General features: G+C 64.6%; 27 protein-coding genes. 14 read left to right on the forward strand and 13 right to left on the reverse strand.

The window, feature by feature from the left end:
- Positions 1 to 65: 65 nt before the first annotated feature.
- On the reverse strand, positions 66 to 1,733 hold the full coding sequence (locus tag AC1Z3V_RS29185; RefSeq protein WP_483503313.1) for an arylsulfatase: 1,668 nt from the start codon (positions 1,731 to 1,733) through the stop codon (positions 66 to 68).
- A gap of 283 nt (positions 1,734 to 2,016) precedes the next feature.
- Between AC1Z3V_RS29185 and AC1Z3V_RS29190 the strand changes: the two genes are divergently transcribed.
- Together AC1Z3V_RS29190 and AC1Z3V_RS29195 are read left to right on the forward strand one after the other, a co-directional pair.
- Complete coding sequence (locus AC1Z3V_RS29190) at positions 2,017 to 2,526, forward strand: NUDIX hydrolase (protein WP_429806869.1); 510 nt, start codon at positions 2,017 to 2,019, stop codon at positions 2,524 to 2,526.
- 122 nt (positions 2,527 to 2,648) lie between these two features.
- Entirely contained in the window at positions 2,649 to 3,116 is a 468-nt protein-coding gene (locus tag AC1Z3V_RS29195; protein ID WP_483503315.1) for a group III truncated hemoglobin, read from the forward strand.
- A gap of 21 nt (positions 3,117 to 3,137) precedes the next feature.
- Here AC1Z3V_RS29195 and recX read toward each other — a convergent pair whose 3' ends face one another.
- The 3 genes from recX to AC1Z3V_RS29210 form a co-directional block, all read right to left on the reverse strand.
- Entirely contained in the window at positions 3,138 to 3,698 is a 561-nt protein-coding gene (gene recX / locus AC1Z3V_RS29200; protein ID WP_483503317.1) for a recombination regulator RecX, read from the reverse strand.
- A 344-nt stretch (positions 3,699 to 4,042) separates the two neighbouring features.
- Positions 4,043 to 4,813, reverse strand: a complete 771-nt coding sequence (locus tag AC1Z3V_RS29205) for a siderophore-interacting protein (protein WP_483503319.1) — start codon at positions 4,811 to 4,813, stop codon at positions 4,043 to 4,045.
- A 266-nt stretch (positions 4,814 to 5,079) separates the two neighbouring features.
- Entirely contained in the window at positions 5,080 to 6,306 is a 1,227-nt protein-coding gene (locus tag AC1Z3V_RS29210; protein ID WP_483503321.1) for an aminotransferase-like domain-containing protein, read from the reverse strand.
- Between the two features lie 498 nt (positions 6,307 to 6,804).
- Here AC1Z3V_RS29210 and AC1Z3V_RS29215 point away from each other — a divergent pair, with 498 nt between their 5' ends.
- Positions 6,805 to 7,254: a hypothetical protein gene (locus AC1Z3V_RS29215; RefSeq protein WP_429806847.1), complete on the forward strand. Its 450-nt coding sequence runs from the start codon at positions 6,805 to 6,807 to the stop codon at positions 7,252 to 7,254.
- 138 nt (positions 7,255 to 7,392) lie between these two features.
- Here AC1Z3V_RS29215 and AC1Z3V_RS29220 read toward each other — a convergent pair whose 3' ends face one another.
- Entirely contained in the window at positions 7,393 to 8,055 is a 663-nt protein-coding gene (locus AC1Z3V_RS29220; RefSeq protein WP_483503323.1) for a LysE family translocator, read from the reverse strand.
- Positions 8,056 to 8,373: 318 nt separating this feature from the next.
- Between AC1Z3V_RS29220 and AC1Z3V_RS29225 the strand changes: the two genes are divergently transcribed.
- Entirely contained in the window at positions 8,374 to 8,976 is a 603-nt protein-coding gene (locus AC1Z3V_RS29225; protein WP_483503325.1) for a class I SAM-dependent methyltransferase, read from the forward strand.
- A gap of 774 nt (positions 8,977 to 9,750) precedes the next feature.
- Here AC1Z3V_RS29225 and AC1Z3V_RS29230 read toward each other — a convergent pair.
- The 8 genes from AC1Z3V_RS29230 to pdxR form a co-directional block, all read right to left on the reverse strand.
- On the reverse strand, positions 9,751 to 9,966 hold the full coding sequence (locus AC1Z3V_RS29230; RefSeq protein WP_483503327.1) for a hypothetical protein: 216 nt from the start codon (positions 9,964 to 9,966) through the stop codon (positions 9,751 to 9,753).
- Positions 9,967 to 10,055: 89 nt separating this feature from the next.
- Positions 10,056 to 11,105, reverse strand: coding sequence for an MBL fold metallo-hydrolase (locus AC1Z3V_RS29235; RefSeq protein WP_429806836.1), 1,050 nt, complete (start codon positions 11,103 to 11,105; stop codon positions 10,056 to 10,058).
- 255 nt (positions 11,106 to 11,360) lie between these two features.
- Positions 11,361 to 12,023, reverse strand: a complete 663-nt coding sequence (locus tag AC1Z3V_RS29240; RefSeq protein ID WP_429806833.1) for a peroxiredoxin — start codon at positions 12,021 to 12,023, stop codon at positions 11,361 to 11,363.
- Positions 12,024 to 12,355: 332 nt separating this feature from the next.
- On the reverse strand, positions 12,356 to 13,345 hold the full coding sequence (locus AC1Z3V_RS29245; protein ID WP_483503328.1) for a threo-3-hydroxy-L-aspartate ammonia-lyase: 990 nt from the start codon (positions 13,343 to 13,345) through the stop codon (positions 12,356 to 12,358).
- Positions 13,346 to 13,414: 69 nt separating this feature from the next.
- Positions 13,415 to 13,975: a hypothetical protein gene (locus AC1Z3V_RS29250; protein WP_483503330.1), complete on the reverse strand. Its 561-nt coding sequence runs from the start codon at positions 13,973 to 13,975 to the stop codon at positions 13,415 to 13,417.
- Positions 13,976 to 14,072: 97 nt separating this feature from the next.
- Positions 14,073 to 15,833 (reverse strand): adenylate/guanylate cyclase domain-containing protein, encoded by a 1,761-nt coding sequence (locus AC1Z3V_RS29255; RefSeq protein WP_483503332.1) that lies wholly within the window; start codon positions 15,831 to 15,833, stop codon positions 14,073 to 14,075.
- Between the two features lie 221 nt (positions 15,834 to 16,054).
- Positions 16,055 to 16,738 (reverse strand): peroxiredoxin-like family protein, encoded by a 684-nt coding sequence (locus AC1Z3V_RS29260; protein WP_483503334.1) that lies wholly within the window; start codon positions 16,736 to 16,738, stop codon positions 16,055 to 16,057.
- A 273-nt stretch (positions 16,739 to 17,011) separates the two neighbouring features.
- Positions 17,012 to 18,502 carry a MocR-like pyridoxine biosynthesis transcription factor PdxR gene (pdxR, locus tag AC1Z3V_RS29265; protein WP_483503336.1) on the reverse strand — a complete coding sequence of 497 codons (1,491 nt, stop codon included), beginning with the start codon at positions 18,500 to 18,502 and terminating at the stop codon, positions 17,012 to 17,014.
- A gap of 96 nt (positions 18,503 to 18,598) precedes the next feature.
- Between pdxR and AC1Z3V_RS29270 the strand changes: the two genes are divergently transcribed.
- From AC1Z3V_RS29270 to AC1Z3V_RS29315, 10 genes are all read left to right on the forward strand, one after another.
- A complete protein-coding gene (locus tag AC1Z3V_RS29270; protein WP_483503338.1) occupies positions 18,599 to 19,222 on the forward strand; it encodes an FMN-binding negative transcriptional regulator in 624 nt (207 codons plus the stop codon).
- Between the two features lie 214 nt (positions 19,223 to 19,436).
- On the forward strand, positions 19,437 to 20,069 hold the full coding sequence (locus tag AC1Z3V_RS29275; RefSeq protein ID WP_429806819.1) for a LysE family translocator: 633 nt from the start codon (positions 19,437 to 19,439) through the stop codon (positions 20,067 to 20,069).
- 118 nt (positions 20,070 to 20,187) lie between these two features.
- Entirely contained in the window at positions 20,188 to 21,774 is a 1,587-nt protein-coding gene (locus AC1Z3V_RS29280) for an acetolactate synthase large subunit (protein WP_483503340.1), read from the forward strand.
- 282 nt (positions 21,775 to 22,056) lie between these two features.
- Entirely contained in the window at positions 22,057 to 22,299 is a 243-nt protein-coding gene (locus tag AC1Z3V_RS29285; protein ID WP_429806815.1) for a helix-turn-helix domain-containing protein, read from the forward strand.
- A 588-nt stretch (positions 22,300 to 22,887) separates the two neighbouring features.
- Positions 22,888 to 23,097 (forward strand): cold-shock protein, encoded by a 210-nt coding sequence (locus tag AC1Z3V_RS29290; RefSeq protein ID WP_173517077.1) that lies wholly within the window; start codon positions 22,888 to 22,890, stop codon positions 23,095 to 23,097.
- Positions 23,098 to 23,423: 326 nt separating this feature from the next.
- The gene (gene rpsU / locus AC1Z3V_RS29295) at positions 23,424 to 23,660 is read left to right on the forward strand and encodes a 30S ribosomal protein S21 (protein ID WP_173517078.1); all 237 of its coding nucleotides are present in this window, start codon (positions 23,424 to 23,426) and stop codon (positions 23,658 to 23,660) included.
- Between the two features lie 296 nt (positions 23,661 to 23,956).
- Complete coding sequence (locus AC1Z3V_RS29300; RefSeq protein WP_483503343.1) at positions 23,957 to 24,178, forward strand: hypothetical protein; 222 nt, start codon at positions 23,957 to 23,959, stop codon at positions 24,176 to 24,178.
- A 370-nt stretch (positions 24,179 to 24,548) separates the two neighbouring features.
- Positions 24,549 to 24,671, forward strand: coding sequence for a hypothetical protein (locus AC1Z3V_RS29305; RefSeq protein ID WP_429806811.1), 123 nt, complete (start codon positions 24,549 to 24,551; stop codon positions 24,669 to 24,671).
- Between the two features lie 111 nt (positions 24,672 to 24,782).
- On the forward strand, positions 24,783 to 25,697 hold the full coding sequence (locus AC1Z3V_RS29310; RefSeq protein WP_483503345.1) for a pyridoxal-phosphate dependent enzyme: 915 nt from the start codon (positions 24,783 to 24,785) through the stop codon (positions 25,695 to 25,697).
- Between the two features lie 247 nt (positions 25,698 to 25,944).
- A complete protein-coding gene (locus AC1Z3V_RS29315) occupies positions 25,945 to 26,712 on the forward strand; it encodes a TIGR01458 family HAD-type hydrolase (protein WP_483503347.1) in 768 nt (255 codons plus the stop codon).
- Positions 26,713 to 26,766: the final 54 nt, after the last annotated feature.

Below are 26,766 nucleotides of genomic sequence, written 5' to 3' on the forward strand. Positions count from 1 at the left end.
GCTGCGCCAGGCAACCAGGGGAACGGGCCCCGCCGCCAGCGATCCCGGCGGCGGGGTTTGTTCGATCAGCGTGGGGTCAGTTGCTCCAGCTCGTTCAGCTTCTTCATCGCCGCCTGCTGTTGCAGCAGGCCGTAGTTGATGCCGCTGGCATTCAGCGAATTTCCAGCCTGGTAGGGGTACTGATCGAAGTCCGCGAAGAACGCCTTGATCTTGCCCTGGATCGGCACCAGCAGCCAGATGTTGCGGGCGAGGAAGTCCGTGGCGCCACCGCCCTCCTCCATGCCGCGCTCATAGGGATCCATGCGCAGATTGGAGATCAGCGCCCAGCTCGGCACTTCGCGGGTCGCCGTCGCGATATTGCCGTGGCTGGCAATCGCAAAGCTCAGCTTCCAGTCGTTCCAGCGGATGGCGTTGAGGTTACCGCCCTGGTCGAAATAATAGACCGTGTCGCGCGGCGGCTCCTTCGCCTCTCCCTTCAGCAACGGCGTCAGGTCGTAGCCGTCGAGATGCACCTTGAAGGTCTTCGAAGTGCCCTTGAATCCGGTCTTCATCTCCTCCTTGACGTCGGCGATGCCGGCGGCGGCCGCAAAAGTCGGCATCCAGTCCATCAGCGTCACCGGGTCGTTGATCTGTGTTCCCGGCTTCACCACGCCTGGCCAGCGCACCATCATCGGAATGCGGAAGCCGCCTTCCCAGGTGGTGCCCTTTTCGCCGTGGAACATCGTCATGGCGCCATCCGGCCACAGCGCCAGCTCGGCGCCATTGTCTGTCGTGTAGAGCACGATGGTGTTCTCGGTGATGCCGAGATCGTCGAGCTGTTTCAGCAGTTGGCCGACATGGCCGTCATGCTCCACCATGCCGTCGGCATGGATGCCCTTGCCGGTCTTGCCGAGCGACTCTTTCTTCAGATGGGTGAAGACGTGCATGCGCGTCGAGTTGAACCAGCAGAAGAACGGCTTGTCGGCCTTCACCTGCCGGTCGATGAAGTCCTTGGCGGCCGCCAGGAACTCCTCGTCGACGGTCTCCATGCGCTTGGTGTTCAGCGCACCCGTATCCTCGATCTTGCCGTCAGCGCTCGACTTGATGACGCCGCGCGGCCCGTATTTCTTCTTGAACTCCGGATCCTTCGGATAGAAATAACCTTCCGGCTCTTCCTCGGCATTGAGATGGTAGAGATTGCCGAAGAATTCGTCGAAGCCGTGGGCGGTCGGCAGGTGCTCGTCATGGTCGCCGAGGTGGTTCTTGCCGAACTGGCCGGTGGAATAACCCTTGGTCTTCAAGACATCGGCGATCGTCGGCATCCAGTCCTGGATACCGTGCGGATCGCCCGGCATGCCGATTGTCAGCAGCCCGGTCCGAAACGGCTCCTGGCCGAGGATGAAGGAGGCGCGGCCCGCGGTGCAGCTCTGCTGGCCATAACTGTCGGTGAAGATCGCGCCTTCCGCGGCGATCCGGTCGATATTGGGCGTGCGATAGCCCATCAGCCCCATCGTATAGGCGCTGATCTGCGGAATGCCGATATCGTCGCCGAAGATCACCAGAATGTTCGGTGGCTTGCCGCTCGAAGACGAGGATTGCTGCGCCTTTGCCGGGCTTACCGAAGTGCCGGATGCGACCAGCGAGGCTGCCGCGAAGATGGTTCCGCTCAAGAGCAGGTCACGGCGACTGACATCCGTTACCCCGCAACCATTCTCGGCCGTCGCGGAATTGGCCTTACCGTCATGCGCGCTCATTGCTTTCTCCTTGGCTCAAGTCGATGGGGTGAATTGCACTGCGATTTCCGGTTGCGCGAGATGATGCGCCGCAATGAGAACGGGACAAGTACGTAACGGTTACGAAGGGGCAAGCCTGGCGCGCGGCGTTGGCCGTGTCGCGGGCGCAACTATCCGGTGGATGAAACGCAGCCGACGAACCGGTTGCCATCCGTAGCCGCTTCCGCGTAACAGGCGGTTGCCATTAGTATTCGCGCCGCAAATCGCCGGCGCTCGGGAAAGGCGCGCGACAGTAAAGGAACGCATGAAGCCGACCAGGAAGGACAGCGGACAAAAGACCGGCAAGGCCGGAACGATCTTGCAGCAACTTGCGAGATCGCCCGAGAAGCTGTTTTCCGGGTCGTTTCGCCAGCAGATCGCCGCCCTGTGCTTCCGCCGCGTGAAGGGAAGCCGTGACATCCAGATCCTGGTGGTCACCTCGCGCGAGAGCGGCCGCTGGGTCATTCCCAAGGGTTGGCCGATGAAGCGCAAGAAGCCGTACGAGGCCGCCGCGATCGAGGCCTGGCAGGAAGCGGGCGTGCGCGGCAAGGTCAGGAAGAAGCCGGTCGGCAGTTACACCTATCTCAAGTCGCTCGACGACGGCGACGTCGTGCCCTGCGTGGTCGATATCTTCCAGATCGAGGTCGATGAAATCGCCGAAGATTTCAAGGAGCGCGGCGAGCGCATCCTTGCCTGGGTCAGTCCGGACGAGGCCGCGCGCCGTGTCCGCGAAATCGAGCTGAAATCTCTGCTGGTCGAATTCGTGCCGCGCTGAACATGCCGTCCAAGCCGCAAGCGCTCGCCCGCCGTCGACGACAGATTGCCGCAATCGACGCTCGGCCTTTGGCGCCGGCGTCGGCATCGACTATATGAGATCGGTAAAGCCGAGGGCATGAGATGAACGACGAACTGCAGGGCCGCGCCGCCCATGTCGCGGCGATCGCCAAGCGGGCGGAAGCCGAGATGAAGGCGATCGGCGTCGACGAGACCTTCATCGGCCATCTGGTCGATACGTTCTACGCGCGGGTGCTCGCCCATCCCGAGCTTGGCCCGGACTTCGACGCCAGGCTTTCCGGGCGCTGGCCGGAGCACATGCAAAAGATGAAGCGCTTCTGGTCGGCCGTCGCCTTCCGCAACGGCGCCTATGGCGGCAAGCCGGTGCAGGCCCATGTCGGCGTCGCCAACATGACGCCGGATCTCTTCCCGAAATGGCTGGCCCTCTTCTCCTCGACGCTCGATGACATCGCCCCGAACCAGGAGGCCAAGGCGTGGTTCATGGCAACGGCCGAGCGCATCGCCCGAAGCCTGACGCTCTCGCTCTTCTACAATCCGGCGCTCGACGACCCCGCGCTGAAACGCGGGTGAAGAACGGGCGTTGCACGCTCGTCAGAGCAAGCGGCCCGCAATCAGGATTTCCTCCGCCTCCTCGAACGACATCGCGAAGACGCGTCTGCCGATCTCGAAACTGAAGCCGCCACGCGCAAAGGCGGAAAGCTCCTTTGCCGAGCGCTTCTCGTCGAGCGCCGCCTTGCGGAACGGTCCGAAGGCGCGTTTGCGGGCAAGAACGACGGCGGCATAGAGGTCGTCGGCCTCCTCGATGGCCGCCGCGACATCGTCCCTGGCAATGCCTTTCTGCACCAGTGTCTGCGCGATCGCCCGTTTCGACTTGCCGCCGCGCATGGCCGAGCGGGTCTTGACCTCGGCATAGGCCGCGTCGTTGAGCGCGCCATTGTCATAGGCGAAGGTCACAGCCGCCGCCGCCAGCAGTTCCACCTGGTTGACGCTGATATCCTCGAACTTCTCCCGCGCCTTGCGCGCAATCGCGTCGAAAAGCTGCTTTTCCGTATGCATCTGGCGGGCGAGCCGATAGGCAGCCGAATTGCGCGCCCAGGCATACATGCGCGGCGTCGGCTGATCGCTCTCGTCCGTCTCGTCGTTGAGGTCCAAGCCTGCCCTACCCCTTGAAGTGAAACAAGAAAGCAACGATCTCACGATCCGGGCGGATCATCGTCGCGTCGGCCTGCGACATGACCTGACTCTCGCGCGCAACGCAAATGCCCACTGCATGTCTCCTGAAATCGGCCTCGATTTAAGGACGAAGACATGCAGCAAATCAAAGCCTACAGCGACCTTTGCGCGTCTGATAGGACGCGCGGCGCTGTAGCGAGCCGACCGCACGGTTTTCGCAGCCTCGATCCGGCGCGCGCATAAGCCCGAGGCCCGTACGTGCAACGGGGCCACGACGGAAGAGCCGCACGGTCCGGACCGCTGGCCCTTGGTCCTCGTCGTCGCTACTCGAACTTCTCGGTGCTGTCGGCCCTGCCCTTCACCCAATAGCCCGACGCCTTGAGCCAGGTCAGCGGCAGGCCGCGCTCCTCGACGAAATGGGACCGGATCGCCCGAGTCACCGCGGCCTCGGCCGCGATCCAGACGAAGGTGCCGGGTTTGAGCTTCACCGAACGCGCGGCTGAGAGCAGCGCGGAAGGGTCGTTCGCCCTGTCGAGCGGGCGATAGGCCCAATGGCATGTGAGCGCCGCTTCGCTGCGGAATGTCTGCCGTTCGTCCGGCCCGGTAACGGCCACGATGCTGGTGATCGCGTGGCCGGCCGGCGTCTCCTCGATCCGTCGCCCGATTGCCGGCAGCGCCGTTTCGTCGCCGATCAGCAGCCAGCGCCTGAAATTTCCGGAGACCACCGCCGAGCCGCGCGGCCCGCCGATCTCGAGCCGGTCGCCAACCCGGGCGTTCATCGCCCAGGCGGTCACCGGTCCGGCCTCGTGCAGCGCGAAATCGAGCGCCAGCAGGCGCGCGTCGTTGTCGTAGCGCCGCGGCGTGTAGTCCCGGCGCTCCTCGGTCCCGTCAGCGCCCGGCACGAAGACCTTGACGTGGTCGTCCGCCCCAAGGCTGACGAAGTCCGCGAGGTCTTCGCCGGAAAGCGTGATCCGGAGCATGCCCGGCGTGACGCGCTCGATGCCGGAAACGACGAGCGAGCGGCGCCTCAGTTCATGGCGAACACGCTCGATGCGCGGTGCTGGAAGATCGGAATAGCTGAGAAGATTGTCCATTTGCATCCTTTGGGCTCGAAAACCTCGATCCGCAGGACACAGTCGCGCAGATCGAAGCCGCTGGAGCCGTTCGATCATACGCGTTGAGTGACGTTAACGCTTACGTGGCCGGGATACGCCCGGTCATTTCACGCAAATCGGTCTATCGCATCCGGAAATACCGGGCAATGCGTCATCTTGGCCGCGTCACGACAGGCGCGGCGGCCAAAAGAAAACGCGCCCGCCGGAACGGACGCGTTTTCTTAAGAGACAGGAAGTTGCGCGCCTTAAGCGGCGAGCGCCACCTCACCGCGGATCAGGTCGCCGAGACGGCGGATGCCCTCGTCGATCATCTGGTCGTTGGCGCAGGAGAAGGAGACGCGCAGCGTGTTTTCGCCCGAACCGTCGGCAAAGAAGGCGCGGCCGGGAACGAAGGCGACCTTGGCGGTCTCGATCGATTTCGCGAGCAGCGCCGCACCGTCCATGCCCTTCGGCAGCGTCACCCAGACGAACATGCCGCCTTCCGGTTTCGTCCAGGAAACGCCCTCGGGCATGTACTTTTCGAGCGCCGCCAGCATGGCGTTGCGGCGCTGCTTGTAGACCCGGTGGATCTTCGCCACCTGCTGGTCGAAGCCGCGCTCGGCAACCGTGCAGATCGCCATCTGGTTGATCGTCGAGGAATGAAGATCCGCCGCCTGCTTCATCAGCACCAGCTTGCGGATCACCTTGTCCGAGGCGACGACCCAGCCGACGCGAAGGCCCGGAGCCAGCGTCTTGGAGAACGAGCCGCAATAGATGGTGCGGGTATTGTTGATGTCGCCCTTCTTGGCGATTTCGAGCGCCAGGATCGGCGGAACCGGCTCGCCGTCGTAGCGCAGCGACTGGTAGGCCGCGTCTTCGATGACGGCGATGTCGAGCTCTTCGGCCAGCGCCAGCACGCGCTCGCGGCCGGCCCGGTCGACGGTCTCACCGGTCGGGTTGGCGAAATCGGCCGAGAGATAGGCAAACTTGACGCGGCCGCCCGCCTCGCCCGCCGCCTGGCGGTAGGCTTCCGGCGTGCGGTTGCCGTTGGGGTTCAGCTGGTCATAGGTTGGCTCATAGGCGTTGAAGGCCTGCAGGGCGCCAAGATAGGTCGGCCAGGTGACGAGCGCGGTGTCCTTCGGCGACAGGAACAGCTTGCCAAGATAGTCGAGGCCCTGCTGCGAACCGGAGGTGATGAAGATGTTGTCGGCGCCGGCGGGAATGCCGAGATCCGCCATCTGCTTGGCGAGCCATTCGCGCAGCGGCTTGTAGCCTTCGCTGACCGAATATTGCAGGGCCGCACCGACGGCCGGGCCTGCGAAGATCTCCGCATAGGCGTCCTTGAATTCCGCATCCGGAAACAGCGCCGGATCGGGAATGCCGCCGGCGAACGAGATGATGTCCGGACGGTCGAGCAGCTTCAACAGTTCGCGGATTTCCGAGGCGCGCATCCGGCTCGAGCGCGTCGCGAATATGTGTTCCCAATCCAGCATGGGTTGTTTCCTCAGAGATTATGGTGCCGAAAGCGGCTCTCCGCTTCCTCCCGCGTCATTGCAGACGGCGAAGCGACAGGACCACGACGGCTAATTTATGTCAATATTATTGACCTAATTCCGTGCGTTTTTCGGACTTTTCGAGCTCTTTGTCCCTAGCGTCCAGGACCTGACGTTACGTCAGCCCAAGCCGAATGCCACGCGGCCCGTCGCAATGCAAGCAGACCCCGACTGGTATCGCTGCCGCCCGTTTCGACGTCGGCACACAGTCACGTGCTCACTGATCGTCATGTCAGTGCGCTCATTGGGACGGACATGGCGGCCGCCGCCCTTTCACGATGTCCCCGCCCCTTCCATCTCGCTGAGCGGCGCTCGCGGGATGGCGTTTGTTGGCTCCCATGGGATCGCTCGGCCTGCCTATGATCCAAAGGGGCAAATTGTCGGAGGTGGAGGTCAAGAGTAGAATTCCGGCGTCAATTCGACCGGAGGGACTAGGCCATGAGCAGTCTGTTTATCCTCTCGGCTGGCGCCGCCCTGGCGCTGGCATCCACGGCGTTTGCGGCACCTGCGGCACCCGCGACACAACCCCTCAAGATCTCCAAGGAGTGCAGCCAGTTCACAGGCGACACCCCGAGCTTCTGCACCATCACGGAATCGAACCTTGAGGCGATCCCGGCCGGCACCAAGATCCTCTATTATGGGCCGGTGGTCGCCAATCCGCTGTTCTCCAGCAGCACGGCGGTGATCGCGGTCGGCAACGGCGACTCGGCGCTCGGATACTGCGTCGTCTACGATACGGCGAGCCCCCCGCTTGGAACCTGCGCCTTCCACGCCGGCAGCGGCACGCTCGCCGGCTTCCAGGCGGTCGTGAAAGTCACTGTCGACGACAAGCAGATCTGGCACTGGGACGGAAGCTACGTTCTGGGCGCCACCCAGGCCGCCAAGTGAGACCGTAGGAATTGCCGGTCTACCCCCCGGCCACGATCGACACGGCGAGGCAGAGCCCGGCCCAATGCGCCGGCGCACTCTGCCCATTACAGCAGGGTCAAGCGCGCGATGCTCGCCATCAGTGGGGCGAGGATGGCTTTATGTTCTGACCGCCGGCGCGCTGCCGCTGCCCGAGAACAAAAGCCGGAACCCGAGCGCAAACATGACGGCGCCGGTGAAGCGCTGCTGCCAGACGAGCAGCCGCGGAAAACGGTGGAGCGCCTGCCCGACGGTGCCCGAAGCAAGCGCAATGGACCCGAGCGAAAGAATGCCGGCAAGCTTCTGCACGGTGCCGAGCACGGCGAGCTGCAGCCAAACGGGGCCGGCAGTCGGGTCGATGAACTGCGGCAGGAAGGCGAACATGAAGAGCAGCGACTTCGGGTTCGTCAGGCTGTTGATCGTTCCCTCGCGCACCGCGCGCCAGTCGGAGACATCGCTCGCCGCCAGCCGCTTTTTCGCGGCGGCCTTGCGGAAACTCGATGAGAGCGTCCGCGCGCCGAGATAGAGCATGTAGGCGGCCCCCGCCCATTGAAGTGCCATGAGACCGGCGGGATAGGCCTTCAGCAGCGAGGCGACACCGAGAACCAGGAGCCCGACCTGCACCACACCGGCGACAAACACCATGCCGACGACCGTCAGCAGCGCCACGCGGCGCCCCTGCCCGATCCCGCGCGCAAGCACCAGCATCATGTCCGGGCCGGGCGTGATCTCGAGAACGAGAAGGGCCGCAACGAAGGTCAGCAGAACAGGAAGATCAGCCATGGCAATGTCCGGGTAGATGCGTTGCCGCATCCTTACGCAGAAGCGGCCGGCCTGTCGATCAGCCTGTTTGCCGATGGCATGCCGACATTTTTCTCCGCCTGTCGCGATCTTGGTCTAGTCTGTCGCCAAAATCGGCAGGAGAGAACCTTGGCAGGAGAAAGCGGTAAGCGGTAAAACCCTACGTCTGCAGATCGCGCAGTGGCAGGGCGGAACGCTGGAAGCCTATCACCTCGGCGCAATGCATCCTCTACACAGCCCCAGGCAATCCCCTCCTACACTCCACCTCTTTCTTCCAGCGACGACAGCCGAAAAGTATCCATGACAAAACCCGAACCCGACGACACCCTCGCCTTCTACCGCGACAACGCCGCCACCTATGCGGGGCGGGAGCGCCAGCCACCGGCGGCGCGGCTTGACGCCTTCATGCGCCGGCTTGCGTCCGGCGCCGCCGTGCTCGATCTCGGCTGCGGCGGCGGCCACGACAGCCTGGCGCTGCTGGAAGGAGGTCTCGACGTCACCGCCTGCGACGGCTCGGCGGAGCTGGCGCGTGAAGCCGAAGCCCGGATCGGCCGCGAGGTCGAAGTCGTCAGGTTTCAGGAGATCGACTGGCAAGATCGCTTCGACGGCATCTGGGCCGAAGCGTCGCTCTTGCATGTGCCGCGCGCGGAACTCGGCGATGTGCTCGCTCGCCTCCGCCAGGCCCTGCGCCCGCGCGGCATTCTCCAAGCAAGCTTCAAGGCCGGTGAAGCCGAGGGCAACGACCGCTTCGGCCGCTATTTCAACTATCCGTCAGCGGCATGGCTGCACGCCCGGTTCGAGGAAGCTGGCTGGTCGGAGGTTGGCATCGGCGAGGCGGATGGCGGCGGCTATGACGGCGAGCCGACCCGCTGGTTGCATGTGTCTGCGATCCGTGCGGGCTGACGGCCGGCACATTCAAACGATACTGCCCGAGCAGGAAGGGCGGGCAACAATTCCGGAACCCGCTTTGCCTCAAGCCTCGCGGCTGAAGTAACTCAGGATCAGCAAGGTGCAGATCGCAGCAACGATCAGGGCGTCGAAAAGTGCGAAGTGCTCAAAGAACGAGAACATGGCATTTCCTCCTTCCAACTAAACCTATGAGAGCACAGATTCAGGCAAATTGAAAGGCGCATCGATAACTATACTTCAACTGACAGGTAAATATTCATGGATACTATTGCATAGCAGCATTTTTCCTTTGGCAATGCACAATGAATGAACCGCCTCCGCACAGGCACAACCTTCTGTCGCATCTCGGCCCCGCCCCCGACGCACGCATGGCGGCACCCGGGTCGCGGTACTTTTTCTTCCGATACGTCCGAAACGAACGATCTTGCCGCTGGTAACGCAGACAAGGCATGCGACCCGCAAGACTGGATCAGCCGGCTTGCCGGCGAAATGGCACCGCCTCTCCTCATCCTGGATGCGGTACGGCTGACCTTCAGGCCGCCGGTGGCCGCCGATCCCGCGACGCTCTTCAGTCTCGGCGACTGAACCTGCGGCCACTGTATGTTTCCCTTGATCGTAGCCAGTCAAAGGACAAAACATGCAGCAATTCAAAGTGCCCGAGCGACATTTTGCACATCTGACACGACGCGCGGCGCCGTCGTGCGCGCCATGTCCTCTTCTGCGCGCCGCGCGCCCATGCGATATCGCAAGGAAACGCCTCGCCGATGCCTACCAGTTGCCGGGGTCTGCCGTGTGATCGATGGTGGCGAATTCGTCCGCCTTTTCCCGGTCGAGCGTCAGGCTGGTGATGTTCTTCGCTTCATCGGTGACGGAATAGAACAGCGGTGCCGGCTCGCGGGTCAGATACTGGTACATCAGCAAGGCCGCCTCCTCGGCGGTATCGGCCTCGAACTCCCTGGCAACGCTGACAGCGAACTTGTGCATGGCCCCAAACCTGTCCCTTGCGCGTTTCGATAACCGCAACGCTTCGAGATGGAGATGGTGCGCGCGGAGCCGACGTCAATGCGTCGGCATCAATGCGTTACTGGCCCATCCGCCTTCTTCCAGGCGGCAATGCCGCCCTCGATATGGCAGGCGGTGGTGAGGCCGGCCGCCTGAGCGGCCTCCACGGCCATGGCGGAGCGCTCGCCGAAGGCGCAGTAGAAGACGATGCGCTTTCCGGTCGCCGCCGCCAGTTCGTGCAGCACGCCGCCGGCGGCGATGTTCTGCTCGAGGTCCGGATAGGGCGCGTGCAGCGAGCCGGGAATGACCCCGTGCTTTTCCCGCTCGGCCTTTTCGCGCAGGTCGACGAGCGCGATCTTCGCCCGCCCGCAGAGCGCCAGCGCTTCCTTTGCCGAAAGCGCCCAGCCGCGCCGCGCGATCTCGTCCTGGTGCAGGCCGATATGGACGTTGGCCGGCACCGCCACGTCCATCATCTTCGGGTTCGGCAGATTGAGATTGTTCATCAGCTCGACATATTCGTCGACGGATCTCACCCGAAGCCGCGGGTTGAAGCGCTTCTCCTCGCCGATGGTCGAGACCGTGTCGCCCTTGTAGTCGTGCGCCGGGTAGACGAACGTCTCGTCGGGCAGCTTCAGCAGCTTGTTGAAGATCGAGTCATATTGCTGCCGCGGGTCGCCGTTCTGGAAGTCGGTGCGCCCGGTGCCGCGGATCAGCAGCGTATCGCCGGTAAAGACCCGCCGGCCCATGTCGCCGCCCATCAGGAAGGAATAGGAATCGTCGGTGTGGCCGGGCGTATAGAGCACGTCGAGGCTCAACCCCTCGATCGACACCCGATCGCCCTCCGTCACCCGCATGGAAACGACGTCGGCCGCGGTCTGTTCGCCCATGACGGTGATGCAATGCGTCTGGTCGCGCAGTGCCCCGAGACCGGTGATGTGATCGGCATGGAGATGGGTGTCGACCGCCTTGACCAGCCTGAGGTCGAGCTCGCGGACGAGCTGCAGGTAGCGCTCGACCTTTTCCAGGACCGGGTCGATGATCAACGCCTCGCCGCCCTGACGGCTGGCGATCAGGTAGGTGTAGGTGCCGGATACGCTGTCGAACAACTGGCGGAAGATCATCGGCGGCTCCCTTGCAGAGGATAACGCAGGCTTCCAAATCGAGGCGCCCCGCGGCGAACGCAGGGCTGAATGGCCCTTACACCGAATGGCCCCTCACCCTACCCTCTCCCCGCAGGCGGGGAGAGGGAAACTCGAAGAGCGCGGCAACCTCCCTTCGCCCCGCTGGCGGGGAGAAGGTGCCGGCAGGCGGATGAAGGGGCAGCCCACACCGCGAAGATGAAGGGCACTGCCCTCAGGGCCTGCCGATACGATGCCTCAGCCCTTCGGCTGCGGCACGATGCGGATATAGGGCTTCGGCGCGCGCCAGCCCTCCGGATACACCTTGCGGGCATCCTCGTCGCTGACCGAACCGGCGATGATGACGTCGTCGCCCTGCTTCCAGTTCACCGGTGTCGCCACCTTGTGCTTGGCGGTGAGCTGCAGGGAGTCGATGACGCGCAGCACCTCGTCGAAGTTGCGGCCGGTGGTCATCGGATAGACGAGGATCAGCTTGATCTTCTTGTCCGGGCCGATGACGAAGACGTTGCGCACCGTCTGGTTGTCGGCGGGCGTCCTGAGCGTCGGATCGCCGGAGACGGGCGCCGGCAGCATGCCGTAGAGCTTCGAGACGGTGTAGTCGACGTCGGCGATCATCGGGAAGTTCGGCGCATGGCCCTGCGTCTCCTCGATATCGGCGGCCCAGCCGGCGTGCCGGTCGAGCGGATCGACGGAGAGGCCGATGATCTTGACGCCGCGCCGGTCGAATTCCGGCTTGATGCGCGCCATGTAGCCGAGCTCGGTCGTGCAGACGGGCGTGTAGTCCTTCGGATGCGAGAACAGGACCGCCCAGGAGTCGCCGATCCAGTCGTGAAACCGGATCGTGCCATCGGTCGTTTCGACCTCGAAGTCCGGTGCGAGGTCATTGATTGCAAGCGTCACGATACCCTCCAATGTGTGTGAGCGCTGCGCCCGCCCGGGCGCTATGGAAGCACTCTATTTTCTTGACAGCGCCGCGCCCGGCAAGGCGCCAGAAGGCCGCTGTAATCCTCTGCTTTCGTCCATGGTTTATACTCCGGCGACGACCGCCCGGAGGAAAAATTCCTTTAGGAAATCATATCGTTACAGCAGCCCTGCCCCGCGCAGGCAAGCACGGCGCCAAAGCGCGATGCCCAGTGTGCCACTTTTGCCGTTTAAGGCAACCGGAAAGACGGGCGCTGCGGCGTCCGGATGGCGCGCCGGCGCCACCACCAGGCGTTCTGGGGTGATGGGAGTTAGCTCTCCCGCAACAGTGCGCCGAACGTGGCGAGATCGACATTGCCGCCGCTGATCACGACGCCCACCCTTTGCCCGGCTGAGGGCAGCACCCCGTGCAACACGGCCGCCGCCGCCAGGCATCCGGTCGGCTCGACGATGATCTTCATGCTTTCGGCAAAGAAGCGCATGGTCTCGACGAGCTGGGCGTCGCTCACCGTGGCGATCTCGCGGACCTCGCGCTTGAGGATCGGGAAATTGTGTTCGCCGAGATGGTTGGTCAGCGCCCCGTCGGCGATCGATTTCGGCACCGGAATACGAACGATCTCGCCCTTCCTGAGCGACTGCTGGCCGTCATTGCCAGCCTCCGGCTCGACACCGATGACGACGGCGCCGGGCGAACGCTCCCGGGCGCTGAGCGCCGAACCCGCCAGCAACCCGCCGCCGCCGAGCGGCGTCACGATCAGGTCGAGTTCGCCGACCTCCTCGATCAGTTCAAGGACCGCCGTGCCCTGCCCGGCGATCACGTCGGGATGGTCGAAGGGCGGGATGAGGACGGCGCCGCGCTCGGCCGCCAGCCTGGCGCTGATCGCCGACCGGTCCTCGGTATAGCGGTCATAGAACACGACATCGGCGCCATAGCCGCGGGTCGCCGCCACCTTCATTTCGGGCGCATCCTTCGGCATCACGATCGTCGCGGCCACGCCCTGGAGCCGCGCGGCATAGGCGATCGCCTGCGCGTGGTTGCCGGAGGAAAAGGCGACGACGCCCCGCTTCTGGCCGCTTTCCTGCAAGGCGGCGATCGCATTATAGGCGCCGCGGAATTTGAAGGCGCCGGCGCGCTGGAAATTCTCCGCCTTGAAGAAAAGCCGCGCCCCGGTCGCGGCATCGGCCGTGCGCGAGGTCAGCACCGGCGTCCGATGCGCCACGCCGGCGATGCGGCTGCTCGCTCTCTGAACGTCCTCGAATGTCGGAATGCGCAATGCCACGTCTGCCGCTGAAACCGCCATCAAGTCTCTCCTCGAATCTGCCGCTTCAAAGGCTAGTGAAGACCGCCGTGCAAGGCAAGGACGGCCCGGTCACCTGCTTTTGGACGGATGAGGACGATAGTGATCGACCGCAAAACTGAAAAGCACCTTCAGCAGGAACAGGGCCGAGACCACCGCCATCGCCGGCGTCAGGCCCGGAAGCAGCGGCAGCCCCGCAAGGCCGGCCGCCAGCAGCAGGCCGCCGACGAAGGTCTGCGCGGCATGTCCGGCAAGCAGATTGACGACCGCCGCGCCGGCGATCGTATAGGCCCAGACGGCGACCGAGGCGCCAACACCGGCGCAAAGCAGCGCGGCAACGATGATCACATGGACGTGGATCGCAATGAATATCCAGCGATTGCGCGGCCGTGCCGCGTAGAAGTCGTTGGTCGACGGGGTAAAATTGGCGACGCAGCCGGCCGCGATGTCGAGGACGAGAAGAAGCGCCAGCACCGCCCGCCACCAGGACAAGCCAGCGACAAGCGGCCGGGACGAAAGGGCAAAGACAGCCGCAACCCCGACCCCGAAGAGGAGGATCGCCAGCAGATAGGCCGGCGGCTGCTCCTCGCCGAAGACGTCGTGAAGATGGGGATGAATGCGAAGGGATTTCATGAAGGCCACACCACAATGGTTGTTCAATATGGCATGACACAACTGCGATGCAAGCCGACATGAGCGCGCACGCTCACGGGTGGCGGCGGCAACGATCTCAGAAGTCGAGGCCAAGCCGCCTCAGGCCGTCCACGCGCTTTTCGAACTCGGCCGGATTCCTGAACGGCAGCACACGCCGCCGGCGCTCCACCGAATAGGCGGGGTCGGATTTTGCCACCTGCGCCCAAGCGGATCGGCCCTCCTCTATTCGACCGAGGTGGCCATAGCACGATGCAAGCAGGGCGTGCGCCGTGGCGGAGTCCGGATTGCGCTCCATCCGCCTTCGAAGCGTCTCCGCCGCCACCTCGAAACGGCCGAGCGAAAAATGGGACTCGGCCAGAAACTGCAGCGCAATTTCCGGATAGTGGGGATCGAGCAGCATGTACCTCTCGAGCGTCTCCAGCGCCTCTGCGGCATCGCCGTTGAAGTTTTGGACATGCGCGCGCAGCAATAGTCCCTCGGCGCCGTTCGGTTTGAGGGCAAGGCAGCGGGCGGCGGCCTCGAAGGCCCGGTCGAGCTCCCGCGACCACAACAGCGCGACGCCCATGGCGAGATGCGCGTCGGCATCCTCGTCGTCCATGGCGACAGCCCGTTCAGCGAGATCGAGGCCGGTCGCGAGCGCCTGGTCCGGATCCTCTGCCCAGCCGTTCACATAGTCATTGACGAGCGTGAAGGCAGAAAATGCCGGCGCGGCGGCACAGCTGGGCTCCATTTCGCTCACCTTCGCCATCAGCGCGCGGGCGTTTTTGTTGCCTGAGCGGGTGTGGAGCCACACCTGCTCGCGGCCCAGCAGGAAGTAGTTGTAGGCCTCTATGTCGGCGAAGCGGCGCCCGACGATACGTTCGGTTTCGCGGCGCGTCAGCTTGAGCTTGAGTGCTGCGACGATCTCGCGGGTCAACTCGTCCTGCACGGCAAAGATATCGGTGAGGTCGCGGTCGTAGCGGTCGGCCCAGACATGGCCGCTCGTGGTCGCGTCGATGAGTTGCGCCGTGACTCGCACCCGGTTTCCGGCCTTGCGCACGCTGCCTTCGAGCACGTAGCGCACACCGAGCGCCCGCGCGACCTCGCTGACGGCAACCGCGCTGGCCTTGTAGACGAAGGAGGAGTTGCGCGCGATGACATGCAGGTCCGAGAGCTTGGCAAGGTCCGTGATGATGTCTTCGGCTATGCCGTCGGAGAAATATTCCTGGTCCGGATCGCCGCTCATATTGGTGAAGGCGAGGATCGCGATTGACGCCTTCTCGGCTGCGGCTCGGCCAGCAGCGTGCGCCGCCCGCGGCTGGCCGTGGCGGTCGGCGACGAGCGCGAAGATCTCGATCGGACGGGCGATGTTCTTCACCGTCTGCGAACCGCAGCTTTCGATGGCGACCGGGATCTTGTCGCGCACCTGATCGGCCGCCGCCCGCGAAATGTAGATGCCGCCCGGCTCCGCCAGCGCCTCGATGCGCGCCGCAACGTTGACCCCGTCGCCATAGATATCGTCGCCATCGACGATCACGTCGCCGACATTGATGCCGATGCGAAAGCGGATGCCCTTTCCCGGTGCAGCGTCGGGCTCCTGTTCGGGCACCATCTTCTGGATTTCCATCGCGCAGGTCACGGCCTCGACGGCGCTCGCGAACTCCACCAGCGCCCCGTCGCCCATGAGCTTGACGACGCGGCCGCCATGGCGCGCGACGGCCGGATCGACGACAAGGCACCGCAGCGCCTTGAGGCGGGCCAAGGTTCCGGCTTCGTCATATTCCATCAGCCGCGAATAGCCGACGACATCGACGGCGAGGATTGCGACAAGCCTGCGCTGAACCCGCTCGTCAACCATGGAACGACCATCCTGCCCTTTCCGGTTCGGCGATGCACGCCCCGGTGGGAGGAACTTTAGTCCCGATCCGCCGCGCTGACTATCCGCAGCATCGCTAAAATAATGCGACATCGCGCGGCATGGCGGTTGCCGGCACCGATGCCGGCGGCAGGCAAGTGCACTCGCCAGCCATGCATCCCGTGCGATCGGGGGCGGTTCAAACGGGTTTGCTGGTCGCCCGCTCAGCCGGCGACCTTGCCGGCGGCAAGCATGATCTCGCGCGAAGTCGGGAAGACGCCGATCTCTTCCGGCCCGAAGCGGGCCTCGATTTCGCTCCACCGCACAATGCCGCCCGCGTCGATGAGAAAGTGGCCAACAAGCTGCGTGCCATGCTCCGCGTATATGCGGTTGTCGATTTCATTGGGCTCGAAGCCGTCCATGGCATTGAGCAGATCATTGGCCCGCATCGGCTGCACCGGTTCCGGCATTTCGCCCGTGGGGTTGATGCGCGCCGCCTCGAAATCGGCCAGCCTGGCACGATCCGGCCATTGCGGCGGCTCGTGGCTTTCGGGCGGAAGGAACACGCCGCGCGGCACACCGAAATCCCGATGCGTTCGGCATTCCGGATCCGAAAGCAGCGTGACCGGCGTCGGCTGGTAGCGGAAATAGAGGCGCGCGCGTTCGACCGGCGTGTTGACCACCGCCAAGGTCTCCACCCCGACGGCGCGAAGTGCTGGCTCGACAGCGGAAAACTGCCGGAGCTGACGGCGGCAGAAGGGGCAATGCAATCCGCGGAACAGGCCGATCAGAAACGGACGCCCGCTGAGGCTGGCGAGCGAAACCGGAGCATCGCGATTGGCGCTCGGAAGCGTGAAGTCGGGTGCCGGTTCTCCCGGCTGCAACGGCTGCACGCTCCGTTCTGCCATCGGCCTCGCCTCCTGATTACGCCGCTCTTCCGCAAATCCCCAAAAATCCATCCCGGGCTGGACATGCCCGGACGCGCGGGTGCCCACGGAGCGCGTTGCGCATGAGGGCTCCACGCCCGCGGCGGCACCAATAGACTATAGCGGAGATGGTAGCGTCACACTACAGCCGCGCCGCGCGCCGCCCACTACAGCGCCGCGCGTCTTATCAGACGCGCAAAGGCCGCTGTAGAACTTTGATTTGCTGCATGTCTTCGTCCTTAAATCGAGGTCGATTTAAGGAGACATGCAGTAGCCGCCCCAGCTACGCAACATCTCGGCAAGCGCCGCCACGCCCTTGCCGATCTCGGCCGGCTCGAGACTTGCATAGCCCATGACGATGCCGGCCCGATCGGGTCGATACTCGGCCTTATCCGCGCCGTAGAGCGGCAAGATCGGATGGAGGCCGATGCCGGCCGCCCTCGCCCGCGCGATCAATTCCCCTTCCTGCGCCTTGTCGACCCGATCGAACCAGACGACGACGTGCAGGCCGGCATCGGCGCCCGCGACTGTCACCCGGTCGCCGAGTTCCGCCGTGAGCGCCGCAAGCAACGCTTCACGGCGGCGGCCATTGCTGCGCCGGCTGCGGCGGATGTGGCGCTCATAGGCGCCGCTTGCGATCATCGCCGCCAGGGCTTCCTGCTCGAGAACAGGAGAATGGCGGTCGACCAGTTGCTTGGCGGCGGCGAAGACGGCACGAAGCGGCGGCGGCACGACGAGATAGCCGAGCCTCAACATCGGCGAGAGGCTTTTTGAAATCGTGCCGAGATAGATGACGTTTTCCGCATGGGCCATCGTCTGCAGCGGCGGGATCGGGCGGATATCGTAGCGATATTCGCCGTCGTAATCGTCCTCGATCACATAGGCTCCGCAGCGTTCCGACCAGGCGAGAAGCTCCTGCCGGCGCCGGGCCGAGAGCACGCTGCCGAGCGGAAACTGGTGCGAGGGCGTGACATAGGCGAGCCTGACGTCTTCGAGCCCTTCGAGCGCCTCGGTTCGCAAGCCCTCCCCGTCGACGGCGATCGGAACGACCTCGGCGCCGGCGGCGGCAAAGACCCGGCGCGCCATGACGTAGCCCGGATCCTCCACCGCGACCCGGTCGCCGGGATCGGCAAGGACGCGGGCGGCAAGGTCCAGCCCCTGCTGCGAGCCGTTGACGATGATGATCTGGTCCGGCGCGCATCTGAGCCCCCGCGCCCGCCAGAGATAGGCCTGAAGGGCCGCGCGCAGTTCCGCCGAGCCGCCGGGGTCGTCATAGGCGAGCCGCGGCCGGCGCCGCCGAAGCGCGGCGTTGACCGCCCGCCGCCAAGCCTCTGCCGGAAAGTCGGCCGCCGACAGGTCGCCATAGCGAAAATCGGCGATCAACCTGCCGGACTGCGGTGGGACCCAGGTCGGTCCCTCGCCAAGCGCCGCTCCAAAGCGCGACAGCCGAACGGGTGCCGCCGATCTCGGCGCCGACCGTGACGGCGTCCCTTCGGGGAGCGGCTTGGCACCCCCGCGCTCATGCAGCAGTGCCACCCGAGAAGGCGCGCCCTGCCGGCTTTCCAGAAACCCCTCGGAAAGAAGCTGCTCATAGGCGGAGGTCACGGTGGTGCGCGACACGCCGAGCTCGGCCGCCAGCGCCCGCGTCGACGGCAGCCGATCCTCAGGGCCGTAGGTGCCGCCGAGGATCTGCGCCTTCAGCGCCTCGTAGATCCGCCGGGTGGTCCCGCCCCTCGCCTCATTCATCTCCGTCACCAACTGGCCCATTCATTTATACAGAAACTGGATATACGGTCCGGTCCAGTTTGCCTCTATGAAGGGGCAAGCACAAGGAGCGAGATCATGTACACACCCCCGGCCTTCAAGGAGGAGGAACTGAGCGTATTGCACGCGATCATCGAGGCCGCGTCGCTTTCGACCTTCGTCACCGCAACCGCCGATGGCCTGCTTGCGACCCCGCTGCCGCTGCTGCTCGATCGCGACGAGGGTCCTTACGGCACGCTCTACGGCCACCTCGCCCGCGCCAATCCGCAAGGGACGACGGCGCCGATCGGCGCCGCACTGGCGACCTTCATGGGGCCGGACGCCTATGTCACGCCCTCCTGGTACGCCTCCAAGCGCGAACACGGAAAGGTCGTGCCGACCTGGAACTATTCGGCCGTGCATGCCTATGGCGCGGTCGAGTTCTTCGCCGACGAGGACCGGCTTCTCGATGTCGTCACCCGCCTGACCAATCGCCACGAAGCGGTCCGTGCCGAACCCTGGCAGGTGAGCGACGCGCCCCCCGCCTTTGTCAAGGCCCATCTTCGCGGCATCACCGGCCTCAGGCTGCCGATCGACCGGCTCGACGGCAAGCGCAAGTTCAGCCAGAACCGCAGCGCCGAGGACCGGGAGGGCGTCGCCGCCGGGCTCGCAGCCAGCGCCCGCCCCGAGGATCGCCTAGTCGCCGCGGAGATACCGGTCTGAGGCTGGTCGGGATCGCGCTCGCGCCCCATTGCCGAAACGGCTGTTACTTTCCTTCGACTTTCCCGCGCAAGACCTTACAGCGCCGACGCGCTAACGTCGCTGTAACACTTTAGATCTGCTGCATAATTTGCCCTTTAATCGATTCCGATTTAGGGAATTATGCAGTAGAACGACTCCCGAAAGAGGCCGCGCATCAGCAGACGAGGTGCATTCCATGCCATCGCTCGACATTCTCCTCACCTTCTTCGTCACCACGGCGATCTTCGCCTATATCCCGGGACCGGCGATGCTCTACGCCGCCGCACAGACGATGGCACGCGGCCGCTTCGCCGGGCTGATGGCCTCGCTCGGCATCCATCTCGGGGGTTACGTGCACGTCGTCGCGGCCGCCGCCGGCCTTTCCATCCTGTTCCACGCGGTGCCGACGCTCTATCTCGCGGTGAAGCTTGCCGGTGCCGCCTATCTCGTCTGGCTGGGCTTCACGCTGATGCGCGCCAAGGCGAGCGGCGATGGTCACCTGCCCGCGGTCGAGGCGAAATCGGCCCGCCGCGCCTTCTTCGAGAGCATCACCGTCGAGGTGCTGAACCCGAAGACCGCGATCTTCTTCGTCGCCTTCCTGCCACAGTTCACCGATGCCGCCGCGACCTTCCCGGTGTGGGTTCAGTTCCTGCTGCTCGGCACCGCCGTCAACCTGATGTTTTCCTCCGCCGATCTCGCCTGCGTGTTCCTCGCCGATGCCGTCGTCGTCAAGATGCGCCGCTCCACCCGGGCACAGCGCCTGTTGCAGCGCGCCGGCGGCACGGTGCTGATCGGCCTTGGCGCCCATCTCGCCTTGCAGCGGACCTAGGGCGGCGGGCCTGAGGCCACGCGCGCAAGATTTCACCTCCTGAGGCCGGCGCACCGCGCTTGCGCCGGGTCAAGGCGCAGCTATCATGCGCCCGAGGGCCAATCGGGGGGACAGGCGCATGAGAGAAGGCGGCCAACCAATTCGCACCACGGGCGCGGATATGCTCGTCGATACGCTGCTCGCAAACGGCGTCGACGTCTGTTTCGCCAATCCCGGCACGTCGGAAATGCACTTCGTCGCCGCCCTCGATCGCAAACCTGAGATGCGCTGCATTCTCGGCCTTTCCGAAGGCGTCGTCACCGGTGCGGCCGACGGCTATGCACGCATGACCGGCCGCCCGGCCGCGACCCTGCTCCACACCGGCCCCGGCCTCGCCAACAGCCTTGCCAACCTGCACAATGCGCGGCGCGCCCGCACGCCTGTCCTCAACATCGTCGGCGACCACGCCTCCTACCATCTTGCCCTCGACGCACCGCTAACCAGCGATATCGAGAGCCTGGCCCGCCCGATGTCGAACTGGGTGCGACGGGTGAAGGATCCCGCGGACGTGGGGCCGACGGCGGCGGGCGCCTATCGCGCGTCGTTGACGCCACCGGGCGTCGCCACGATGATCCTGCCGGCAGACGCGTCCTGGGGTGCCTTTTCCACCGACGCGCCACCGCAAAAGGTGCACCTCGAAGCACCGCGCCCGGCAAGCGCCGAAACGATCCGCGAGGTCGCCGGTCTCATCCGTGCCCATCCTGCAGGGGTCGCCATGGTCTTGAGCGGCGCCGCCGCGAAGGCGGAAAGCCTCGCCGTCGCCGGACGGATCGCGGCCGTACACAATGTCCAGCTTTTCAACGAGGTGCTCGTCGCCCACACCCAGCGCGGCCGCGGGCGCTTGGCGCCACGGCGCATCCCCTACCCGATCGACATGGCGCTCGAGACGCTTAGCGACGTCAAGGTTCTGATCCTCGTCGGCGCACCGGAACCGGTGGCATTCTTCGCCTATCCGGGAAAGCCCGGCCGCCTGGTGCCGGAGGGCTGCGCGGTCGTGACGCTTGCCCGCCACGGCGAAGACCTCAAGGCAACGCTCGAAGCGCTGCGCGACGAACTCGGTATCAGCGCAACGCTGCCGCTGCCCGCAGCCGGCGCCCCCACCGACGAGGGCGAACCTTCCGGCACGCTGACGGAAGACGCAGTCGCCGTCATCGTCGCCCGGAAGGTCCCGGAAAATGCGATCGTTTGCGACGAGGCGGCCACCTCGGCCCGGCGCTTCTTCGCGCTTTCGGCCTTCTCGGCGCCGCACGACTTCATCATGCAGACCGGCGGCGCCATCGGCGAAGGCATCCCGCTTTCGACCGGTGCCGCGATCGCCTGCCCCGAACGCAAGGTGATCTGCCTCGAGGCCGATGGCTGCGCCATGTACAACATTCAGGGCCTGTGGACCCAGGCGCGCGAAAACCTCGACATCGTCACCATCATCTTTTCCAACCGCGCCTACGCGATCCTCCACGCCGAGATGCGCAACGTCGGCGTCGAAGAGATCGGCACCAATGCCCGCCGCATGCTGAACCTCGACCAGCCGGCGCTCGACTGGGTCTCGCTCGCCCGCGGCTTCGGCGTCGAAGCCGCCGTCGCCACCTCCTGCGAAGCCTTCGCCGCCCTCTTCGATGCCGCGCTGTCGCGGCGCGGACCGTTTCTGATCGAGGCGCGCCTCGTGTGAATTTCCGTGTCGTTTTCGCGCTGAGTCGGACACCGGCGCGCCGCGAAAATGACGCCCCCGATCGGCGCGATTCACGCCCTTCCGGGGCCGGAAAACACAGGCTAAACAACTGATTTAATTATGATATTCACAAAAATTCGGTCGCAAACTTGCGCCCAAGAACTTCTCGCTTATATTAGCGACGCCCTAGGTTCGCGCTCGTCTGTCCGAGTCGCATTTCAGTTTTGGGCCCCCTTCAACCGACAGCGTTCTTTGTCGGTGGACCAACGAAGGAGACACTTCATGTCCTTTAAGAAAGACCTAACCAAGGCCCCCGGCGCATCTCTGTCCCGCGTCAATATCGGAGCCGCCATCAAGCGTTCGCGTGAAACTGCCGGCTATTCGGTCGACGATCTCTCGGTCACGACCGGCCTGACGGAAATCGAAATCTCGAAGATCGAGCTTGGCGCCGATACCGATCCCGCCAAGCTGCAGCGCATCGCCGCCGCATTGCAGGTCTCGCCGCAGACCTTTAACGCCGCCTGACAAGCGGCGGCGGTGCGCCAAAGACAAGCGCGCCGCCGCCTTCCGCCTCCAGCCGAGCCGGCGGCAACCAGGCAAAAGCCCGCGTCATCCGAACGCGGCGCTCCAGAGGCCGGTCACGCCACCAAAGCCAACACATTCCGTCACTACTGCATGTCTCCTTAAATCGACCTCGATTTAAGGACGAAGACATGCAGCAAGTCAAAGTTCTACAGCGGCCTTTGCGCGTCTGATAAGACGCGCGGCGCTGTAGGCAGCCGGCCCGGCCGATCGGCCGTCGACGCCGCGCGCCGGCCTCGTCGCGAGCCTCCTGGCCCGGCCCGCAATAAGACGCGTGCCGGCTCGGCCAAGAAAAATAATCGGACGAAAAGCTCGGTATTACAGGGTCGTAGAGAGGTTTTCGCAAACGCCTGAAAACGCAAAACCGGATATTTATGTTGAACTGAAAAAAGTATCGCCTATATATCGTCGCATCGAATATTGCTTGTGACCTTTGACGAAGCGCTTCCGCGCGGCCAGATTTCCTCTCAAATATCGATTACGGCCGGGAGAATATCTTCCGGAAAACTCAACGAATGAAAGGAAATCATCATGGCTTCGGGCACTGTAAAGTGGTTCAACAGCACCAAGGGCTTCGGCTTCATCCAGCCCGATGACGGCAGCACCGACGTGTTCGTCCATATCTCGGCTGTAGAACGGGCCGGCATGCGCTCGCTCGCCGAGGGACAGAAGGTCACCTTCGACGTCGTCGCCGACCGCCGCACCGGCAAGAGCTCGGCCGACAACCTCAGAGCGGCTTGATTTGTCATTCGCTCTCCCCTGACCACGGATGTACTGGCAGGGAAGCGCTTGAATGACGGGAAGAGGTCGGGGAAACAACCCGGCCTTTTTGCGTCTCTGGATCCTTCGATCTCCGGTGAAGGAGATCATCGTGCCGCAAGCCTGCGCATTGAGCGAATAAGCCGCGCTCTCGGCCTGCGCCGCACCGGCTTTCCGCCCCGAAGCAACGGGGTCGGACCGCCACCACCGCTCGACCTTGGCTCAGTCCTTGAGCACACGATAGGCCGACAGTCAGAAGTCACGGCATCGTTTGATGCTGCCCGTGAATCGATGAAGGAGAACGTATTTTGCAGGTACTTGTCAGAGACAACAACGTTGACCAGGCTTTGCGCGTCCTGAAGAAGAAGATGCAGCGCGAAGGCCTGTTCCGCGAATTCAAGGCGCGCACCAGCTACGAAAAGCCGTCGGAAAAGCGCGCCCGCGAGAAGGCCGAAGCGGTACGGCGCCAGCGCAAGCTGCAGCGCAAGAAACTCCAGCGCGAAGGCCTGCTGCCGGCGCCCAAGCGGGCTGCAAAGTCGCGCTGATCGCGCTACAGTCCCGCCTTGCGGGACGTGCGAGAAGACAAGGCCGGTGGCGCCGAGGCGCCACCGGGACCGGATACCGGGCGTGTCCCTGGGCGAGGCTGAACCGCCCGAACGAACCTTGCATCCCGTCGGCGATTTTTCTTTAGGTCCGACGCGATTTGCAGGTAAAATTACCCCGAGAATCAAAAGGCTACAGCGAACGTTGCGCCCAAGCGCAGCGGTTTTGACAGCAAGACAGCACTCCTGCGGCGTGTCCGCCCTCTTGTGGCATCACGCCCATCCTGCGGAGACAAGTCATGGCGTTTACCGGCAGCAATCTCTTCAAACCCGGCAAGGCTCCGGCCGCAGACAAGGCCGGCGCCAACGATCATTCGGCGAAGAACATCATCGCCGCCGAAAAGGTCGCTCGCGACAAGAAAACGGAGAAGCTGAAGGCGCTCCGCCTCGAACGCGCCGCCGCCGAGCCGCAGGCACCAGCTCCCGCACCCACGACCTCCCGCAAGACGCGGCGACCGTGATCGATCACGACAGGAACCCGCAGCTGTCGCCCCATCGCCCGAGAGAACGAACTTGTATTGGGCGTATTTGAAGCGCATGGTTCATGCATCGACAGTGGCCTAATTGGCTTTTCGCGGCGTAAGAGGTCGACGGCCCGCCAATTTCCCATTATCGACGGCTAAGCTTGCGCGACTGGAATGCCGCGCGCGAGCGCAGGCGGACCGGCAGAATCGAGTCCCATCTTGCGCACGCACGGGAAAGCACGAGGCGACGCCTCGACGGAATGAAAGCACGTTGCGCCAAGCGCGACACTTCCGTCGGGACGTCCGACCGCCGCACAGGCCGCCTGCACGACGACGCGCGCAGGCAATACCAGGATTGGACGACCACATGTTCCAGGACCTCGCACATAGAATTCGCCGGTACGACTACACGCTTGCGGCAATCAAGGTGTCACTGGTCTTGTCGCTGCTGTTCGTCGCCTTCGTTATCTTCAGCGGCCTTCTCTGGTAGCATCGCGAGCATTACCCCTTCGCGCGCACCACTACAGCGCCGCGCGTCTTATCGGACGCGCGGCGCTGTAGTCGGCAATTGCCCCAATTGCGCTTTTCAACGGGACCTCCCATGGCACTGCACCTCGAAACTCCGCTGATCGAATCCCTGCCGCTAAGCCAGGCATCGGGCTGCTCCGTCTGGCTGAAGATGGATGCGCTGCAACCGCCGGGCTCGTTCAAGATCCGCGGCGTCGGCGCGGCCTGCGAGCACCATGCGCGAAACGGCAAGCGGCGTTTCGTCTCCTCCTCCGGCGGCAATGCCGGCATGGCGGTCGCCTATGCCGGCCGCCGGCTCTCCATTCCCGTCTCCGTCTTCGTTCCGGAAACGACGACCGAGCGGGCGAAGGCGCTGATCCGCCAGCAAGGCGCCGAAGTGATCGTCCACGGCGCCGGCTGGGACGAGGCGAATGCCCGCGCGCTTGCGTCGGTCGATGCCGAGACTGCCTTCATCCATCCCTTCGACGATCCGCTGCTGTGGGCCGGGCACGCCACTGTTATCGACGAGGTCGTCAAGGCCGGCCTCGCCTTCGATGCCGTCGTGCTCTCGGTCGGCGGCGGCGGGCTGCTCTCGGGCGTCGCCGAGGGGCTGGAGCGCAACGGACTGCGGGATATTCCCATCATCACCGCCGAGACCGAGGGCACCGCATCCTTCGCAGCCTCCGTCAAGGCGGGAAGGCTGTCGGAGCTTCCCTCGATCAGTGGCATCGCCACCTCGCTCGGCGCCCGAAAGGTCTGCGAGCGTGCCTTCGAGATCAGCCAGAACCGCCCGGTTGAATGCGTCGTCGTCAGCGACCGGGCGGTCATCGAGGCCTGCACCCGCTTCCTCGACGACCATCGCGTGCTGGTGGAGCCCGCCTGCGGCGCGGCTCTCGCGGTCGCCTATACCCACGCCGATCAGTTGCAGCGCTTCGAGCGGGTGCTGGCGATCGTCTGCGGCGGCGCGACGACGACGGTCGAACGGCTGCAGGCCTGGCAGGCCGCCTGACGTTTAAAGCGCGTCGCGATCTTTCAGATTCGCTCCTTTGCTTTAAGTCTTTGATATTTCGCATGTCGTTATCGCAAAACCGCCGCACACTTTTGCGCGACATGCGTTAGGCACCGCCGCCCCTTCCCGCATGCAGCGGAAAGACAGCCGCCAGTCCCCAAGCTGCCGGCGCGATAGGCGCGGACCGATTGGCAGGCATCCGCTGCCCACCGTTGACCATGGCCTGGGGCTCAGGCAGTCTCTTGCCATGGCCAGAGGCGTGCTGCTCGATCTCTCCGGCGTGCTCTATGACGGCGACACGGTGCTGCCGGGTGCCGTCGCGGCGGTCTCGCGCCTCAGAGCCGCCGACCTGCCCCTCCGCTTCCTGACCAACACCACACGGCAATCGAAGCGCCAGCTCGTCGCCCAGCTCCAGCGTTTCGGCTTCGATTGTGCCACCGACGAGGTGTTCACGCCGGTCGCTGCCGCGCGCGCCTGGCTCGAGGCGAACGGCCACCAGCCGCACCTGCTCGTTCATCCAGCACTTGAGGAGGACTTCGCCGATTGCCGCATGGACGGCCCCATCGCCGTCGTCGTCGGCGATGCCGCGGAGCGCTTCAGCTACGGCAGGCTCAACGCCGCCTTTCGCGCCCTGATGGCCGGCGCGCCGCTGCTGGCGCTCGCCCGCAACCGCTTCTTCCGGGATCGCGACGGCGAACTGAGCCTCGATGCCGGCCCCTTCGTCGAGGCGCTGGAACATGCGAGCGGCATCAAGGCGAAGCTCTTCGGCAAACCCGCCGCTGATTTCTTCCGGGCAGCGGCAGCGAGCATGGGCCTTGACCCGGCCGATGTGACCATGATCGGCGACGATGCCGAAAGCGATACAGCCGGCGCGCTTGCCGCCGGGATCGGCAGCGCGATCCTGGTACGCAGCGGCAAATATCGCGAGGGCGACGAAAACCGGTTCGCGCCGGCGCCTACCACGGTCGTCGACGACATAAGGGCCGCCTGCGACCTCATCTTCCACCGGCATTGAACCGCTCTCCGGCCGCCCCTGGCAAAGGCGATGACGCGAACTTATGTCCGAAGA

It is taken from the genome of Ensifer sp. 38_S197, assembly GCF_056924495.1.